This is a genomic window from Marinobacter bohaiensis (assembly GCF_003258515.1).
Lineage (GTDB): Bacteria > Pseudomonadota > Gammaproteobacteria > Pseudomonadales > Oleiphilaceae > Marinobacter_A > Marinobacter_A bohaiensis.
Map to the genome: position 1 here is coordinate 285,565 of NZ_QGEH01000001.1, position 15,587 is coordinate 301,151.

16 protein-coding genes are annotated in these 15,587 nt (G+C 64.0%); 9 read left to right on the plus strand and 7 right to left on the minus strand.

The window, feature by feature from the left end; all coding sequences use genetic code 11:
* Nucleotides 1–3: 3 nt before the first annotated feature.
* The 3 genes from DKK67_RS01200 to DKK67_RS01210 all read right to left on the minus strand — a co-directional run bounded on the left by DKK67_RS01200 (nucleotide 4) and on the right by DKK67_RS01210 (nucleotide 3,076).
* Nucleotides 4–1,188 (minus strand): ABC transporter ATP-binding protein, encoded by a 1,185-nt coding sequence (locus DKK67_RS01200; protein WP_111493607.1) that lies wholly within the window; start codon nucleotides 1,186–1,188, stop codon nucleotides 4–6.
* A gap of 37 nt (nucleotides 1,189–1,225) precedes the next feature.
* On the minus strand, nucleotides 1,226–1,861 hold the full coding sequence (locus DKK67_RS01205) for an ABC transporter permease (RefSeq protein ID WP_204355787.1): 636 nt from the start codon (nucleotides 1,859–1,861) through the stop codon (nucleotides 1,226–1,228).
* Nucleotides 1,862–2,218: 357 nt separating this feature from the next.
* Nucleotides 2,219–3,076, minus strand: a complete 858-nt coding sequence (locus DKK67_RS01210; protein ID WP_111493609.1) for a LysR family transcriptional regulator — start codon at nucleotides 3,074–3,076, stop codon at nucleotides 2,219–2,221.
* Between the two features lie 104 nt (nucleotides 3,077–3,180).
* On the opposite strand from DKK67_RS01210, the gene DKK67_RS01215 reads away from it, so the two are divergent.
* Genes DKK67_RS01215 through DKK67_RS01225 form a run of 3 tightly spaced genes read left to right on the plus strand, consistent with a single transcriptional unit; the run spans nucleotide 3,181 to nucleotide 6,868 of the window.
* Nucleotides 3,181–4,062, plus strand: a complete 882-nt coding sequence (locus tag DKK67_RS01215) for a HalD/BesD family halogenase (protein WP_111493611.1) — start codon at nucleotides 3,181–3,183, stop codon at nucleotides 4,060–4,062.
* A gap of 18 nt (nucleotides 4,063–4,080) precedes the next feature.
* Nucleotides 4,081–5,355, plus strand: a complete 1,275-nt coding sequence (locus tag DKK67_RS01220; RefSeq protein ID WP_111493612.1) for a M24 family metallopeptidase — start codon at nucleotides 4,081–4,083, stop codon at nucleotides 5,353–5,355.
* A 19-nt stretch (nucleotides 5,356–5,374) separates the two neighbouring features.
* Nucleotides 5,375–6,868 carry a CoA-acylating methylmalonate-semialdehyde dehydrogenase gene (locus DKK67_RS01225; RefSeq protein ID WP_111493614.1) on the plus strand — a complete coding sequence of 498 codons (1,494 nt, stop codon included), beginning with the start codon at nucleotides 5,375–5,377 and terminating at the stop codon, nucleotides 6,866–6,868.
* A gap of 18 nt (nucleotides 6,869–6,886) precedes the next feature.
* Here DKK67_RS01225 and DKK67_RS01230 read toward each other — a convergent pair whose 3' ends face one another.
* Nucleotides 6,887–7,891: a ribonuclease Z gene (locus DKK67_RS01230; RefSeq protein ID WP_111493616.1), complete on the minus strand. Its 1,005-nt coding sequence runs from the start codon at nucleotides 7,889–7,891 to the stop codon at nucleotides 6,887–6,889.
* A gap of 132 nt (nucleotides 7,892–8,023) precedes the next feature.
* Here DKK67_RS01230 and DKK67_RS01235 point away from each other — a divergent pair, with 132 nt between their 5' ends.
* The 6 genes from DKK67_RS01235 (at nucleotide 8,024) to DKK67_RS01255 (ending at nucleotide 12,311) form a co-directional block, all read left to right on the plus strand.
* Nucleotides 8,024–9,406: a ribonuclease J gene (locus DKK67_RS01235; RefSeq protein WP_111493617.1), complete on the plus strand. Its 1,383-nt coding sequence runs from the start codon at nucleotides 8,024–8,026 to the stop codon at nucleotides 9,404–9,406.
* Nucleotides 9,407–9,678: 272 nt separating this feature from the next.
* Entirely contained in the window at nucleotides 9,679–9,993 is a 315-nt protein-coding gene (locus DKK67_RS21485; RefSeq protein WP_162628710.1) for a hypothetical protein, read from the plus strand.
* Nucleotides 9,994–10,244: 251 nt separating this feature from the next.
* A complete protein-coding gene (locus DKK67_RS01240; protein ID WP_111493619.1) occupies nucleotides 10,245–10,655 on the plus strand; it encodes a hypothetical protein in 411 nt (136 codons plus the stop codon).
* A 96-nt stretch (nucleotides 10,656–10,751) separates the two neighbouring features.
* Nucleotides 10,752–11,048, plus strand: coding sequence for a hypothetical protein (locus tag DKK67_RS01245; RefSeq protein ID WP_111493620.1), 297 nt, complete (start codon nucleotides 10,752–10,754; stop codon nucleotides 11,046–11,048).
* A 238-nt stretch (nucleotides 11,049–11,286) separates the two neighbouring features.
* Nucleotides 11,287–11,622, plus strand: coding sequence for a hypothetical protein (locus tag DKK67_RS01250; protein WP_111493622.1), 336 nt, complete (start codon nucleotides 11,287–11,289; stop codon nucleotides 11,620–11,622).
* Nucleotides 11,623–11,927: 305 nt separating this feature from the next.
* Entirely contained in the window at nucleotides 11,928–12,311 is a 384-nt protein-coding gene (locus tag DKK67_RS01255; protein WP_111493623.1) for a septal ring lytic transglycosylase RlpA family protein, read from the plus strand.
* A gap of 45 nt (nucleotides 12,312–12,356) precedes the next feature.
* On the opposite strand, the gene DKK67_RS01260 is transcribed toward DKK67_RS01255, so the two are convergent.
* The 3 genes from DKK67_RS01260 to DKK67_RS01270 all read right to left on the minus strand — a co-directional run bounded on the left by DKK67_RS01260 (nucleotide 12,357) and on the right by DKK67_RS01270 (nucleotide 15,583).
* On the minus strand, nucleotides 12,357–13,823 hold the full coding sequence (locus tag DKK67_RS01260) for a patatin-like phospholipase family protein (protein ID WP_111493625.1): 1,467 nt from the start codon (nucleotides 13,821–13,823) through the stop codon (nucleotides 12,357–12,359).
* A gap of 67 nt (nucleotides 13,824–13,890) precedes the next feature.
* Entirely contained in the window at nucleotides 13,891–14,886 is a 996-nt protein-coding gene (locus DKK67_RS01265) for an aldose 1-epimerase (protein ID WP_111493627.1), read from the minus strand.
* Between the two features lie 61 nt (nucleotides 14,887–14,947).
* A complete protein-coding gene (locus DKK67_RS01270) occupies nucleotides 14,948–15,583 on the minus strand; it encodes a 2-dehydro-3-deoxy-6-phosphogalactonate aldolase (RefSeq protein WP_204355699.1) in 636 nt (211 codons plus the stop codon).
* Nucleotides 15,584–15,587 lie beyond the last annotated feature (4 nt).

The window sequence follows — 15,587 nt, forward strand, 5'->3', positions numbered from 1 at the left end:
GGATTACTCCCCCGCCTGGTTCGCTTCCGGGGCGATGCCGGCTTCCGCCCCGGCGGTCGGCGCGCCGGCCAGCGAGCGGTAACGTGAGCCCAGGTGGCGGGTGATGGCGCGCTGGGTGATCTGGCCGCACAGGCGGCCTTCGGCGTTGACGCAGGGCATCCATGTCATGTCGTGGGCGAACATCAGGGAGGCGACCTTGCGCAGGTCGTCGTCCAGTCCGACCACGGTGTGGATGCTCTCGTAGTGATCGCGGCAATAGCCCTGGGTGGTGCGCGCCAGGGCCTTGTCGATCAGGCCGATGGGCTGGTGCTTGTCGTTCACCATCACCACGCAGTTGAGGTAGCCGTGCTCCTCGATGCGCTTGTAGGCGGTCTCCAGGGTGTCGTCCGGGCGCACGTAGCCGATTTTCTCGCTGGCCAGCTCGTGGACCTTGACCAGGTTGAGGCGCTTCAGGGCCCGGTCCTCGCCCAGGAAGGACTCGACGAACTCGTTCTTGGGGGCGGCCAGCAGCTCGTCCGGTTCGGAGTACTGCACCAGTTTGCCGGTACGGAAAATGGCGATGCGATCGCCCATCTTGATGGCTTCGTCGATGTCGTGGCTGACGAACATGATGGTTTTCTTGAGCTCTTTCTGCATGGCCAGGAACTCGTCCTGGATCACCGCCCGGTTGATCGGGTCGATGGCGCCGAACGGCTCGTCCATCAGCATCACGGGGGGATCCGCCGCCAGCGCCCGGGCCACGCCCACGCGCTGCTGCTGCCCGCCGGACAGCTCGCTGGGGTAGCGCTTGAGGAAGGTGGAGGCGTCCAGGGCGATCATGTCCATCATTTCGCGGGCGCGCTTGAGGAAGCGGGCCTTGTCCCAGCCCAGCAGCTTGGGCACAACCGTGATGTTTTCCTCGATGGTCATGTTGGGAAACAGGCCGATCTGCTGGATCACGTAGCCGATGTTGCGGCGCAGCTCCTGGGTGTTCAGGTCGCTGGTGTCCTCGCCGTTGATCAGCACCCGCCCGGAGGTGGACGGCACGATGCGGTTGATCATCTTCAGGGTGGTGGTCTTACCGCAGCCCGACGGGCCCAGCAGCACGCAGATTTCCCCCTTCGGCACCGTCATGTTGATGTGGTCGGCAGCGGTGACCGGACCTTTCGGGGTTTCGAAAATCTTGGTCAGGTTCTCGAGTTGAATCATCGAATAATCCTTGGTCGGTAAAGCGGGGCCGAACGGTTCAGACGGCGGACGTGGCAGCGCCCATGCCTTTCGGGGTGAGGCGCTTCTGGATGGCCAGCAGGCCGTAGTCGGCGATGATCGCCAGCAGGCTCACCGCGACCGCGCCCACAATGAGCTGGCGCGGGTCGGACTGGGAAATGCCGCGGCTGATAAAGGTGCCCAGGCCGCCAGCGCCGATATAGGCGGCGATGGCCATGACGCCGATGTTGAGCACCACGGCGGTGCGGACGCCGGCCATGATGACCGGTACGGCCAGCGGGATTTCCACCATGCGCAGGCGCTGGTTGCCGCTCATGCCGATGCCCCGGGCCGCTTCGCGCAGGGCCGGGTCGACGTTGTTAATGGCGGTGTAGGTGTTGCGGATGATCGGCAGCTGCGAGTAGAGCAGTACCGCGATCACCGCCGGCACGTAACCGATGCCGTGGCCGATCATCGACAGCACCGGAATCATGATGCCGAACAGGGCAATCGACGGGATGGTCACGATGATCGACGCCACGTAGAGGACATACCGGGCGATGCGCTCGTTCTTGGTGATGGCGATGCCGATGGGCACGCCGGTCACGGTCGCCAGGCCCACGGCCACGAACACCAGGGCGATGTGCTCGAGCGTCCGGGTTGTCAGCAGCCCCATATTGTCGAGCGCGTACTGGATCAGTTCCACCAGATCGGTCTCCTGCAGTCTCGGGTAATCAGCGGGCGAAGCCCCTTCAGTATAGAACGGGCGGCCAGAGTATCCGGGCACGGCGTGACGCGTCGGTTGTGCCCGGCGGAAAGCTTTTTACCCTAACAAAAGCGTCGCGTTAATACAGGCGATAGTTATTAGTAATTGAAATAAATCTGATTGCAGGATCGAATCTGTTTTCTCGCTTTCGACGGATAAATCGATTTAAAACATGTATTTGATGGATGTTTTGCCGTCGGGCCAGAAATCGCCCATCGCTTAATTATTTTGAGATGCTATAACGGATTCGTTTAGTGGGCGAAGCAATCAGGCCGTGTCCTCCGCCTGGTGCACGACGCTGGTCAGGGTGTCGCAGAAGGCCTCGTAGGCCTCGCTGGAATGGGCCGGCGAGCGGTGGATCTCCACCTCCACGAGCCCCAGGTCCGGCAGTGCCGCCGATTCCGGCGCCACCACACAGCCTTCCGGCACGCTGCGGGGCGTCTTGATGGTCATCGCCAGCCCCGACTGCACCGGCAGGTTGACGCCGGTCGGTGAGTAGCTGGTATAGCGCACGTTCCAGCGGAAGCCGGCGCGACCCAGGGCCGCCACCGCGTGGGCGCGGAAGATGCAGCCCTCCGGGTTCAGGGCCAGGGGCAGCACGTCCCAGTCGTCCAGGGTCTTGCCCCGGGCCAGGGTCCAGACCAGCGGTTCGGTGGCGATGAACTGGCCGGTGCGGGTGGGGGAGTGGCGGATCGCCAGCACCACGTCGAGCAATCCTTCCTGGAACAGATCCACCAGCCGTGAGCTCACACCGCAGGTCAGCTCCAGGCGCACGGTCGGGTACTGCCGCGCGAACTGGTCGAGGAATTCCGGCAGGTACGCCATCGCCTGCTCCTCGGTGATCCCCAGGCGAATCAGCTCCCCCTGGCGGTCGGCGCCCATCTCCTGGCGGGCCTCATCTTCCAGCTTCAGCATGTGCCGCGCGTAGGGCAGCAGGCGGCTGCCGGCGGGCGTCAGGGCGACGCTGCGGCGGGTGCGTTGCAGCAGGGTTTCCCCCATCTGATCTTCCAGGCGTTTGATCTGGAGGCTGACGGCGGACTGGGTGCGGTGGAGGACTTTGGCGGCGGCGCTGAAGCCCTGACTTTCCGCGACGGCGACGAAGGTTCTGAGCAGTTGGGTATCCATTCACTTATTTTAAGTTGAAATAAAACAGATGTTAAAGATTAATTTCACTAATTTCTGGGAGGGCCATAGGGTAAAAAGACGTTTCCAACACCAAGGAGTTTCACGTGCAAGCCGAAGCAATCAGTGCGGTGTCGTCACCGCTTGATGCCCTGATCGATACCGACCGCTACCCCATCCGCAATCTGGATTCCGAGGCCGGGCAGGCCCTGCTGGCCCGCTGCCACGCCCAACTGGCCGACGATGGCTGTGTGGTACTCGACGGCTTTGTACGCCAGCAAGCCCTGGACCGCCTGGAGCGGGAAACCGAGCGCCTGTCGCCGGATGCCCACTACAACCAGACCGAGACCAACCCGTACAACTGCGATGCCGACCCGTCCCTGCCGGACTCGCACCCGAAGAATCGGTTCGACGACCGCACCAACGGCTTCGTGGCCGGCGATCGCATCGACCAGGAAACCATCGTCCGCCAGGTCTACCAGGACCCGGATTTCCAGAGCTTCATCGCGTCGGTGGTGGGCATGAAGGCAATCCACCAGTACGCCGACCCGCTGGCGGACCTGGTGATCAACGTGCTGCGCGAAGGCTGCCAGCATCCGTGGCACTACGACACCAACGAATTCATCGTCACCATGATGACCCGCCAGTCCCACGGTGGTGGCCAGTTCCAGTATGCGCCGGGCATTCGCAGCCAGGCCGGCGAGAACTACGACGCCGTCGAGCAGGTGCTGGACGGCGACCACCGCACCGTCAAGAAGCTGGATCTCCAGCCCGGCGACCTGCAGGTGTTCTTCGGCCGCTACTCCCTGCACCGGGTCACGCCGGTGGAAGGCGAGAAAGAGCGCCACACCGTGATCTTCGCCTACGCCAAGGAGCCCGGTTTCATCGGCCGCCCGGAACGGGCCCAGCGTATCTTCGGCCGTATGGCGCCGATTCACGAACAGTTGCTGGAACAGGGCCTGACCCGCAGCGACAACCTGGCCGACTGATCCGCAGGAGATTGATCCATGAGTATCGTAGAAACCCAGCCGCTGACGGATAACGAGCCGGATTCGATTCCGGTGGTGCCGTCGGCGCCGGTCGCCAACGGCGACAGCATCCCCACCGCGTTCGACCCGAAACAGCTCCGGGCCGGTCGCCTGGCGCGCCTGCGCACCATGATGCGCGAGCAGGGCTACGCCGCGGTGATCCTGTTTGATCCGTACAACCAGCGCTACGCCACCGGCTCACGCAACATGTTCGGCTACTTCCTGCGTAATTCCACGCGCTACATCTATGTGCCGCTGGAAGGCCCGGTGATCCTGTTCGAATACCCGGGCAGCGCCCACGTCTCCATGGGCCTGGAGACCATCGACGAGTCCCGGACCTCACAGGTGGTGTGGTCGGCGGTGAACCAGCGCGACGGCCTGTCCAGCGACCCGTTCGGTGTGGAGATCGCCGAGCTGGTGGCCGAGCACGGCCGCGGCAACCGCAAGGTGGGGCTGGACCGCTGCGCCCTGAACCTGGCGCGCTCCCTGGAAGCCCAGGGCCTCGAAGTGTTCGACTGCATGCAGGATATCCTGCACTGCCGCCGCATCAAGACGCCGGAAGAGATCGCCTGTCTGGCCCAGTCCATGGCCGGCAGCGAGGCCGCCGTGGCGCGGGTGGAAGCGGCGATCCGGCCGGGCATCACCGAGAACGAGCTGTTCGCCGAACTCTATGGCGAAGTGATCCGCCAGGGTGGCGAGTTCATCGAGACCCGGCTGCTGAACTCCGGCCCGCGCACCAACCCCTGGTTCAACGAGGCCAGCGACCGGGTGATCCGCCCGGGCGAACTGGTGGCGCTGGACACCGACACCATCGGTATCCACGGCTACTACTCCGACTTCTCCCGCACCTTCCACGTGGGCCCGGGCAAGCCTACCGGCTACCAGAAGTCGCTCTACCGCATGGCCTACGAGCAGGTGCACCACAACATGGACCTGCTGGGCCCGGGGGTGGAATACCGCGAGATCGCCGAGAAGGCCTGGAAGATCCCCGAACGCTTCCTGAATCGCCGCTACCCCAGCATCATCCACGGCGTCGGCATGCACGGCGAAACCCCGCTGGTGGCGCACCACATGGACTTCGACCGCTTCTCCAAGGACGGCGTCCTGGAGCCGGGCATGGTGGTGTCCGTGGAGAGCTACATCGGCGAGGAAGGCCAGCAGGACGGCGTCAAGCTGGAGGAAGAGGTGGTCATCACCGAGACCGGTTACCAGAAGCTGTCCCGCTACCCATTCAGCGAAGCCCTGCTGGGCTGATCGACACAGGAAAGCACCCATGACGAACGTATCCCATCGCATCGCCGGTGAGCCGGTCAGCACGCCGGCCACCCTCGATGTCTTCAACCCGGCCGACGGTCAGGTGATCCGCCAGGTGGCCCTGGCCGATACCGATCTGGTCAACGACGTGATCCGCATCGCCCGCGAGGCCCAGCCGGCCTGGCAGGCCACGCCGCCGGCCAGACGCGCCCAGGTGATGTTTCGCTTCAAGGCCCTGCTGGAGCGCGACGCCGCGGAGATCGCCCGGCTGATCAGCGAAGAACACGGCAAGACCCTCGACGACGCCCTGGGCGAGCTGCGCCGCGGCATCGAGAACGTTGAATACGCCTGCGGCGTGCCGGAGTTGCTGAAAGGCGACTACTCCCACGACGCCGGCCCGCGCATCGACAGCTTCTCCAACCACCAGCCGGTGGGCGTGGTGGCGGGCATCACCCCGTTCAACTTCCCGGCCATGGTGCCGCTGTGGATGTTCCCCATGGCCATCGCCTGCGGCAACAGCTTTATCCTCAAACCGTCCGAGCAGGTGCCGTCGACGGCGGTGAAGATGGCGGACCTGCTGCAGGAAGCCGGCCTGCCGGAAGGCGTGTTCAATGTCGTCCACGGGCAGCGCGAAGTGGTCGAGCAGCTGATCGACGCGCCCGACGTACGCGCCCTGAGCTTCGTGGGGTCCACGCCGGTCGCCCGGGCTCTCTACGAGGGCGGCACCCGCAACGGCAAGCGCGTCCAGGCCCTGGGCGGCGCCAAGAACCACGCCGTGGTGCTGCCGGACGCCAACCTGGACAACGCCGCCAACGCCCTGATCGGCGCCGCCTACGGCAGTGCCGGCGAACGCTGCATGGCGATTTCCGTGGCGGTCTGCGTGGGCGATGAAACCGCCGACGCGCTGGTGGACAAGGTCGTCGCACGGGCTCGTGACCTGAACGTTGGCCCGGGCACCGAGGACGGCATGGATATGGGTCCGCTGATCAACGCCGGCCACCGGGACAAGGTGTTCGCTTACCTGAACGCGGGCGTGGAGGCCGGCGCCGAGCTGGTGCTGGACGGCCGCGAGCACCCCATGGTGAGCCACTCCGACGGTTACTACCTCGGCCCCACGCTGTTCGACCGGGTCAAGGCGGACATGAGCATCTACACCGATGAGATCTTCGGCCCGGTGCTCTGCGTGGTGCGGGTCAGCAGCCTGGATGAGGCCATCCGGCTGATCAACGCCCACCGCTACGGCAACGGCACCTGCGTGTTCACCCAGAGCGGCGAAGCCGGCCGGGTGTTTGCCGACGCCATCGAAGTGGGCATGGTGGGCATCAACGTCCCGCTGCCGGTGCCGGCGGCCTACCACAGCTTCGGCGGCTGGAAGGAATCCCTGTTCGGCGACCTGCACGCCTACGGGCCCGACTCGGTGCGTTTCTACACCCGCCGCAAGGCCGTCACCCAGCGCTGGCCCTCCAGCGAGCATACCGACGTGGTGCGCCTCACCTTCCCGGCCAGTTCCTGATGGCCGCAGCCGGCGGCCTTAATTGGCGGCCGGTTCGCTTTTCTCTCCGGCCGGCTCGTCCGTCACCGCGACGAGTCGGCCGCCCCGTTCCAGCCGATAGCGATCAAAATCCCGCGCCAGCCTGAGGTTACCGGAATAGAACCGCCGGGCCTCTTGCTCGATCTCATCGATCAGCGGCGCCGACGGGTGGTTGAACTGGTAGCGCGAACTGAAGTGGGTCAGCACCAGGTTAGGCAGCCCCACCGCCTCGGCGAAGCGCGCCACCTGCTGCGCCGAGCTGTGTTGTGGCTTGGGGCCGACGTGGTCGGACACCGCCTGGGTGTAGGTGGACTCGTGGATCAGCACCTGGGCGCCGCCACAGGCCTCGCGCAGGCATTCCGGCGTGTCGTTGTCGCCGCCCACCACGACGCGCCGCGGCGTGCGGTGGATGGCGGTGTAGTCGTCGCTGCGCAACACCCGCCCGTCGTCCAGGGTGACGTCCCGTCCCCGCTGCAGCTCGCCCCAGCTGGGGCCGGCCTCGATGCCGTCCGCCCGCAGTCTGTCCGTCAGCAACTGGCGCTCCAGATGCCTTTCCGTGAAGACGTAGGCCACCGTCGGCACCCGGTGGGAGAGGGCGGCGGTGGTCACGTGGACGTGCCCGTCCTGCCACTGGAAACCGTCGGCGTGGACCTCGATGAACTCGATGTCGTAGCCCAGGTGGGAGTCGGTGGCGGCCAGGGCGGTCTCCACATAGGCCTTGATTGGCCCCGGCGCGATCAGTGGCAGCGGCTCGGTGCGCCCGGCCATGGAGGCGCTGGCCAGCAGCCCCGGCAGCCCGAAGCTGTGGTCCCCGTGCACGTGGGTGATGAAGATGGCCCGCAGCTGCACCAGGCTGTGGTGGGTGCGCTGCAACTGGTGCTGGGTGCCTTCGCCGCAATCGACCAGATACCAGCCCTTGGGCCCGCCGTGCTGGAGGGCCAGGCCGGTGACGTTGCGCTGACGGGTGGGGGTGCCGGCGGAGGTGCCCAGAAAGGTGAACTGCATGCTCGATCCGTGGTCCGTGGATTCACCTGCATCATGGGGTAAATCGCCATCCGCGACCAGTGGCGGCGGACGTGGTCTGTCCCGAGACGTTACACTGGCGGCATTCCATTTCCGGACAACGGCGACCCAGGCATGACTCCCGACCACAACGACCTCTGGTTCCTCCCACTGGGCGGCACCGGCGAAATCGGCATGAACCTCAACCTCTATGGCCACGACGGCCAGTGGCTGATGGTGGACTGCGGGGTGACCTTTCCCCGGCCGGGCCGGGTGATCGCCGACGGCACCGTGCACGGGCGTGGCGAGCCGCCGGTGCAGATGGCCGACCCCGCCTTCATCGCCGACCGCCGCGACCGGCTCGCCGGGCTGATCATCACCCACGCCCACGAGGACCACATCGGCGCCGTGCCGTATCTGTGGCCGCTGCTGCAATGCCCGGTCTACACCAGCCGCTTCACCGCCGAGATCCTGCGCCGCAAACTGGCGGAGTTCGACCTGCTGCACCGGGTGCCGATCCACGTGGTGGACGTGGACGAGCGCCGCACCATCGGCCCGTTCGACGTGCAGTGGCTGGCCCTGACCCATTCCATCCCCGACCCCAACGCCCTGATGATCCGCACCCCGGCGGGCAACCTGTTCCACAGCGGCGACTGGAAGCTGGACGAGGAACCGCTGGTGGGCCACGGCTACACGCCGGGCACCTTCCAGGCGCTGGCGGAGGAGGGCGTGGCCGCCATGGTGTGCGACTCCACCAACGCCACGGTGGCGGGGCATTCCATGTCCGAATCGGCGTTGGAAAAGGGCCTGCTGGCCGCCACACAGGACGCGCCGGGCCGCGTCATCGTCGCCTGCTTCGGCAGCAACATCGCCCGCCTGCACACCCTCGCCAACGTCGCCCGTGCCACCGGCCGCTACATGGGCCTGCTGGGGCGCTCGCTGATCAACATGAGCGGCGCCGCCAAAGCCGCCGGTGTCTGGAACGCCGACGACCACCTCATCAACCCCGCCCACCTGGGTTACCTGCCCCGGGAAGAAGTGCTGGCCGTCGCCACCGGCAGCCAGGGCGAACCCCGCACCGCCCTGCGCCGCATGGCCACAGGCTCGCACCCCGACGTGGAGCTGGAACCCGGCGACCGCGTCATCTTCAGCGCCCGCGCCATCCCCGGCAACGAAGACGCCATCGAGGCCCTGATCGCCAGTCTTAAAGAGCAGGGCGTCGAAGTGATCACCGCCGAAGCCGCCGACCTCCCCATCCACGCCTCCGGCCACCCGGCCCAGGACGAACTGCGCGCCATGTACCAGTGGGTCCAGCCGGACGTTGCCATCCCCGTTCACGGCGAAGCCGAACACATGGACGTCCACGCCGGGCTGGCGCGGGATTGCGGCGTGCCCAAGTCCCTGCTGGGGCGCAACGGCGACCTGTTCATGATTCGCCCCGTGCCGGGGATGCGGCGGCAGGTGGCTGAGGTTGGTCGGTTGGGTTGGGAGAGAGGGGAGCTGGTGAGGGTGGTTTGAGTGGCCCGGTGGTCGTCAGGCGAGGCGTACTGACTGCGCTGCCCGCCTGCCCTCAGCTCTGCGTGTTAATACCGGTATATCGGAATCACAAAAAGAAGACGTCAAACGAATACATGGCGCCAACGGCGACAAGGCGCTAGGGTGTTGTTTAAACGGAATTAACGACCGTGGCAAGACTGACTGTAGGGTAACATTTTCGAGAGCACACTTTTATTCGATATTGTGGAACGCGGTCTAATCACTGTTAACTGTAATACGCGGGAAATCCGAACATGGAAAAACTTAAAAAGCTTTGCCTCATCTTGGGAGCAGGCGCAATAGCATTCGTAATATTCGCTCTGATGTTGTTCGGGTTGTCCTTTCTCGCAGATTATCTAAAAACCAATGTTGGCCAGGAGCCTTGGTTGTTCGTAGATTCTTTCCTCAAGCCTATCGCTCTAGTTTTTGTAGGTAGTTGGTTGTGGCTTGCAGGGAAATTCTTAAATAAATCCAAACCAATAAAATATGGCCTCTATTTGCTTATACTTTGGGTGGTTGTCGCTGTGGTTCCATATTTTCTGTCATTTCTGGTTACACCCAATGGTTAGGCATTCACGGTTAACAAGGCTAGCAAAGGGACGCTCCTTGCGTCGCGCCCCTTCTGGCAACGTTGAGGCTGTAGAAAAAGGTCAGAAGATATTTCTGGTCCGGAGTTGATCAGTAAACGAGCTAAAAATAGCGACTATTTTTAAAATCTGGAACACTCAACATCGAAAATAAATCCAGATTTTACGTAGGAGCACCATCGTAAAAAGGGGCGAGGGTTTTTCTACAGCCTCGTTAGGCACTTGAGACAGTCATGAACTTTGAAACTTACAGGAAAATCCATGACGACCTCATGGGAGAGCATCAGGAGAAGTATGATTCGTTTACTCGGTTGATGCTCGGTCTGTCAGTAACTTTGGTCAGCCTTGTTGTTGGCCTTCGTAGCGGTGACGCTGGTGACTTAGACTTCCTACTAAAATTGGGCCTCGTCCTCCATTCTGTTTCTATCTTGGTTGGAATTTGGCTTCAATACATTGTAATGGCCCAGCCGCTAACTGACCTCAAGAAAATATATAAACTGGCCCAAGGCGTCCGAAATGGAGAGCGAGAAAATCCGGGCTGGGTAAATCGGCCTCCAAGCAAAAAGCAAGTTATCTGCTTTTATGCCCAGATTAGTACTTTCGTCGCTGCTTTTTTTATAGTTGTTTTGAGCATAGTGCTATGAGGTGTCTAACCAGTGCAGGCACGGCGACGCCCATTACATTGCGCCTTCGGCTCCATTCCAAGGGCGCTCATGCAGCAAGCGTGAAACGGAAAGGCTATGGAATACGACGTTCTCAAAGAGCTAGTCACCGAGCAGATGAAAATCGCCGAGGAAGCGGGTGATATCGTCATAGTCACGCCAGCAGCATCGGGTCTCATCAAGCGGATTTGCGATGGTATCTATCCATATCTTGAAGGCTCAATGAGCCAAGATGAAATGAGTGGAGTGGTTGGAGTTCTCCGTGAGATTTTATACGGCACCAACTTCTATGACTCCGAGATGGAGCAAACCCGGGTGGGTGTACCGCGTGAAGTCTTGGAAAACTATCTTAGCAAGCTGCCGCCACCCGTTTAACAATGCCCATCACCTGACGCCAAGCGTGGCGCCGGTGTGCTCAGCGTTGAGGCTGTAGAAAAAGGTCAGAAGATTTTCTGGTCCGGCATGGCAGGTCGGGGTCACACAGGCCGGAAGGCCGGGGTCAAGTCTTGCCTTTGCCCTTTCCGAATTCGCCTCTCAAGGTTTTGTACAAGACCCAGTGACAATCGTATTTTAAGTAGCTTCCCCCTTAATTCTCCCCATTTTTCGGAGACAAATGAACGTGCTGGACCCGTTTGTAAGACTGCTGGGAAAAGGCTGGAACGGCCTGATATGGAAGCTCATGCCCTTCCTTCTTGCCGGCGCCGGCTATTGGTTTCTCGGGCCTACGGAAAAGACCTTGATCGCCACGGTGTTCTTCGGGGCGCTCACCGTGATGTTCGCCGGGATCATCATTGAAGGGTTGAAAGTCGGTTACTTTGGACTGGGAACCCCGATCGCTTTCAGGCACCGGCAGCCCGTGAAATACTGGATCCAGATGGGGGGTGCCATCATTGTTGCTGTCGTCTCCCTGGTTTGCGCGGTCTTTCTGGGGCTTTCGTCTGGCGGCTAGACCGGCGGTGGCGAGGCTACCCGCCCCTGGGGAGCGCTCCAAGGGCCGACCCATGTTAGGAAGGTCGGGGTCAAGTCTTGCCTTTTGCCCTTGTCTCATTTTTACGTTTACGCAATCGCATAGAGAAAAACGCAAGACTTGACCCCGCGCGCCTTGCTCGCCCGCCCGGTGGACATCGAGGATGTGCGCGCCCCGGGTGAGCAGGCATAATCAGAGCTCGCACCGGATGTTGGGCAGACCGCGTCGCGCGATTGGCGCGGCAGTGACGTCCGGCCCTGATGTGCACACGGTAGAAGATTCCGATTATGGCGGTTACCCCAGCTAAGATGTTGGCCATTGCATTCCTCAGCCTGATAGCCGGCTGCTCCACCGTCCCGTCCGGGGCCGGGGTGACCGGGTTCACGGAAACCGGGCAGGCGTCGTACTACGCGGATAAGTTCCAGGACCGGAAGACGGCCAGCGGTGTCCGGTACAAGCACGAGCTGCTGACCGCCGCCCACAAAACCCTGCCGTTTGGTTCCACGGTCAAAGTCACCAACACGCAGAACGGCAAGAGCGTCGTTGTCGAGATCAACGATCGCGGGCCGTTCGTGGCCGGTCGCATTATCGATCTCTCAAAGTCCGCTTTCCGGCAGATAGGGAACACGTCGGCGGGCGTGATCAATGTGCGAATTGAAGTGCTGGATTAGTACCTGAAATGGCGCAACAGCCACTTTCAAGACAGCCCGTCCTGCTCACCCCAACGCCCGCTCCCTCTTGGCCCCGGCACTCGCCTTCAACCGATCAATGCACGTCCGGAACGTCCGGCTGACCAGGGTCTGGTCCCGGATCATGGCCATTTGCGGCCAGGTGGCCTGTTCGCCCAGGCGGATGTACATGTCCAGGTCGGCATCGCTGGGGTTGGACAGCACCTTGCGGTACAGCAGCGGGCGGAAGGGGAACTGGATGTTGATGTCCCCCAGGTAGGACTGGGTGGCCATGGCGTGGGCCTGTTCGATGTAGGGGCGCAGGCCGGACTTGGAGCCCAGGTTGCGGGTCAGTTCCAGCATCGAGGCCACCTGGGCGTGGACGAATGTGCCCGCCGCCTGGCGCACCGATGCGGTCAGGCCGCGGTCGTGATGATGGCTGATGAACGGCAGCACGTGCGGGTTGGCCTGGCTGACGATGGTCTTGTTCACGTTGTGCAGGCGCGCCATGCGCATGGCCGGCAGGTCGCCCTGGAGGCTGCCGTCGATCCAGGTCTCGGTGGGCATGTAGGGGCTTTCGCAGGATTCACCGGCGGGGTCGCGGGCGCTCAGGGTGACCGGCGGGTAGATGCCGGGAATGGCGCACGACGCCAGCACGGCCGAGTCGATCATCACATCCGGCGAGGCCAGTTCGTTGAGCAGCCGCGGCTTCTGCCGGGTGCGCGTGGGCGAGACCGAGATGTTCAGGGTGCGGCCGCTGTGCTCGTAGGCTTCGCGGAAACTGTAGCGGCCCACGTTGGTGCGGATGTGGGTCAGCAGCTGCTGCGCGTCCATGGCGTGGCCCTGACGCCACATGCGCGCCGGGGGCAGCCAGCGCAGGGCGTCGCGGTGGACCCGTTCCGGCTGGGTGAAGAACTCGGCCAGTTCGGTCTGGTTGCGCGAGCAGATCGACGCCGCCAGGATGGCGCCCATGCTGGAGCCGGCGATCACGTGGGGCAGCAGATTCTGGGACCAGAGCGCGCGGGTGACGCCGAAATGGTAGATGCCGAAGGCCGCGCCGCCGCTGAGCATCAGGGCGGTGTGGCCGAACACCCGCTCGGCCTCGCGGAACAGGTTGAGCTTCTGTTCGTCGGTCGCGCCCGGCAGCGGGTGATCGCAGATGTAGAGCATCGACTGCTCCACTTCGTCGAGGAAGCGGGAAACCAGATGCTTGGTGCCGGTGCGGGCGACGCTGTAGAGATCCGGATTGGAGAGTTCCCCCAGGTGCCGGTAGAGGCTTTCCTGCAGGGTGCGGATCAGTGCCGTGGGATCGCCGGCCTCGCGTTGCCGGCGGAGATCGTCGGCGTGCTCGCGCACCAGTGCGGTGTGCAGCATGCGCGTGTCGTCACGCTCGCGCCAGGCGAGTTTGCCTTCCAGATCGTCGAGCTTCTCGGCGGCGTCGAACCATTCGTCGTAGCTCGTCGCCGAGTCGAGAGCCTGTTGCAGCTGTTTGCGGGCTCGGGCTTTGCGTCTCATGGGCCTTACCTTAGCGCAGCAAACGGGACGTTGTGAGTCACAGAGTGTGGTGTGACTGGATTGTAACCTATCCGGTGTGTTCGCGATGGACCCGCAGGCTGGCGCCAAACGAACGTTCGGCCCCCGGCACCAGGCGGATGGCCCTGGCCAGCTCCGGTCGGTTAAAGGCGTCGGGCATGAATTCGTTGGGCTCGATGGCCAGTCCCGACGGCTGATCCGCCGGCAGGCTGTGGCCCGTGTAGACCTGTACCACGCCCCGGTCCTGGGTCAACGTCAGGCTCCGCCCGTCCGACCCGGTCAGCGTGCTGACCAGTCCGCCGTTGCCGTTCGGGCCCCAGTAGCAGTCGTCCAGACGGCTCTGCGCCAGAGCCCGGCCCGGCGCGCAGAAATCGTGCTCGGTGCCGCGCACGTGCTGGTAGGCGTCGTTGCCCGGCAGCGGGATCAGGCGGGCGTCGCTGACGATGCGCTCGGTGTGGGGCAGGGTCAGGCGGCAGTCCGCCAGCGCCTGGCCCGGCAACCGCAGGTACGGGTGCCAGCCCAGCCCGAGCGGCGCGTCGCTCTCGCCGTCGTTGCGGGCGGTCAGCGTCAGGCGGAGCCCGTCGGCGCTCAGCTCGAAGCGGACGCTGAGGTGCACGTGGAACGGGTAGCCCGGCTGCTCGGCGGACCGCAGGGTGTCGCAGGTCAGTTCCACGGCGATCCGGTCGGCGCCCGGCTCGATCCGGCCCGCCTGCCAGACCGCGTCCATCACCAGGCCGTGCAGGCTATTGCCGTCGTCATCCCGCTTGGCGAACTGATGCTCGGCGCCGTCGAACACATAGCGTCCGTCGGCGAGGCGGTTGCTGTAGGGCGCCAGGATCGCCGAGCGCGCGCCCGTGAGGGCGGCGAAGTCGTCCGGCGTGGCGTAGCCGCTGACGACCGAATCCAGGCCGGTCTCCGGCAGGCTCAGGGACAACAGCGTGGCGCCGCGCAGGGCGATCTCGGCCCGGGGCGTGCCGCCCGGGCCCTGCAGGATCAGTGTCGGGTAGGGGCCGAAGCGGCCTTCCGTGGCGGTGTAAGTGGTCAAAGCCGGGCTCTCTTTCTGGTCACTTTAGGCAGACGCGCAGGGGCGTTTGATGCGAAGGCGGTCAGTCGGGAATGCCACGCCAGGCGGCCACGTAGGCGTCGGCGGCCCGGCGCACGGTGGCGGCGTCCTGGCCGGCCTTGTACAGGCCGGAGCCCAGCCCGAAGCCGCGCGCGCCGGCTTTGGCGAAGTCCGCCAGGTTATCGGCGCTGACACCGCCGGTGGGGGCGATGACGAGGTCTGGCGGCAGTACCGACCGCATCGCCTTGATGCCCTCCGGACCCACCAGGTTGGCGGGGAAGATCTTGAGCGCCTGGGCGCCGGCCTTGAGGGCACTGAAGGCTTCGGTCGGGGTCATCACGCCCGGGAACACGTCCATACCCGCTTCGACGCCGGCGCGGATCACCTCGGCGTCGGCGTGGGGCATCACCTGCAGGCGGGCGCCGATGCGCTTGAGTTCGGCCACGTCCCCGGTCGTGGTGACGGTGCCGGCGCCGATCAGCGCCCGGTCGCCGAAGCGTTCCACCAGTCGCGCGATGGTGTCGAACGGCTGCGGCGAGTTCAGGGGCACTTCGATCAGCCGGAAGCCGGCGTCGATCAGTTCGCTGACGATGGCGTCCGCCTCGTCCGGCCGGATGCCGCGCAGGATCGCGATCAGCGGCATTTCCTCAAGGTAACGCATGCAGTCTTGGCTGGGCATGATG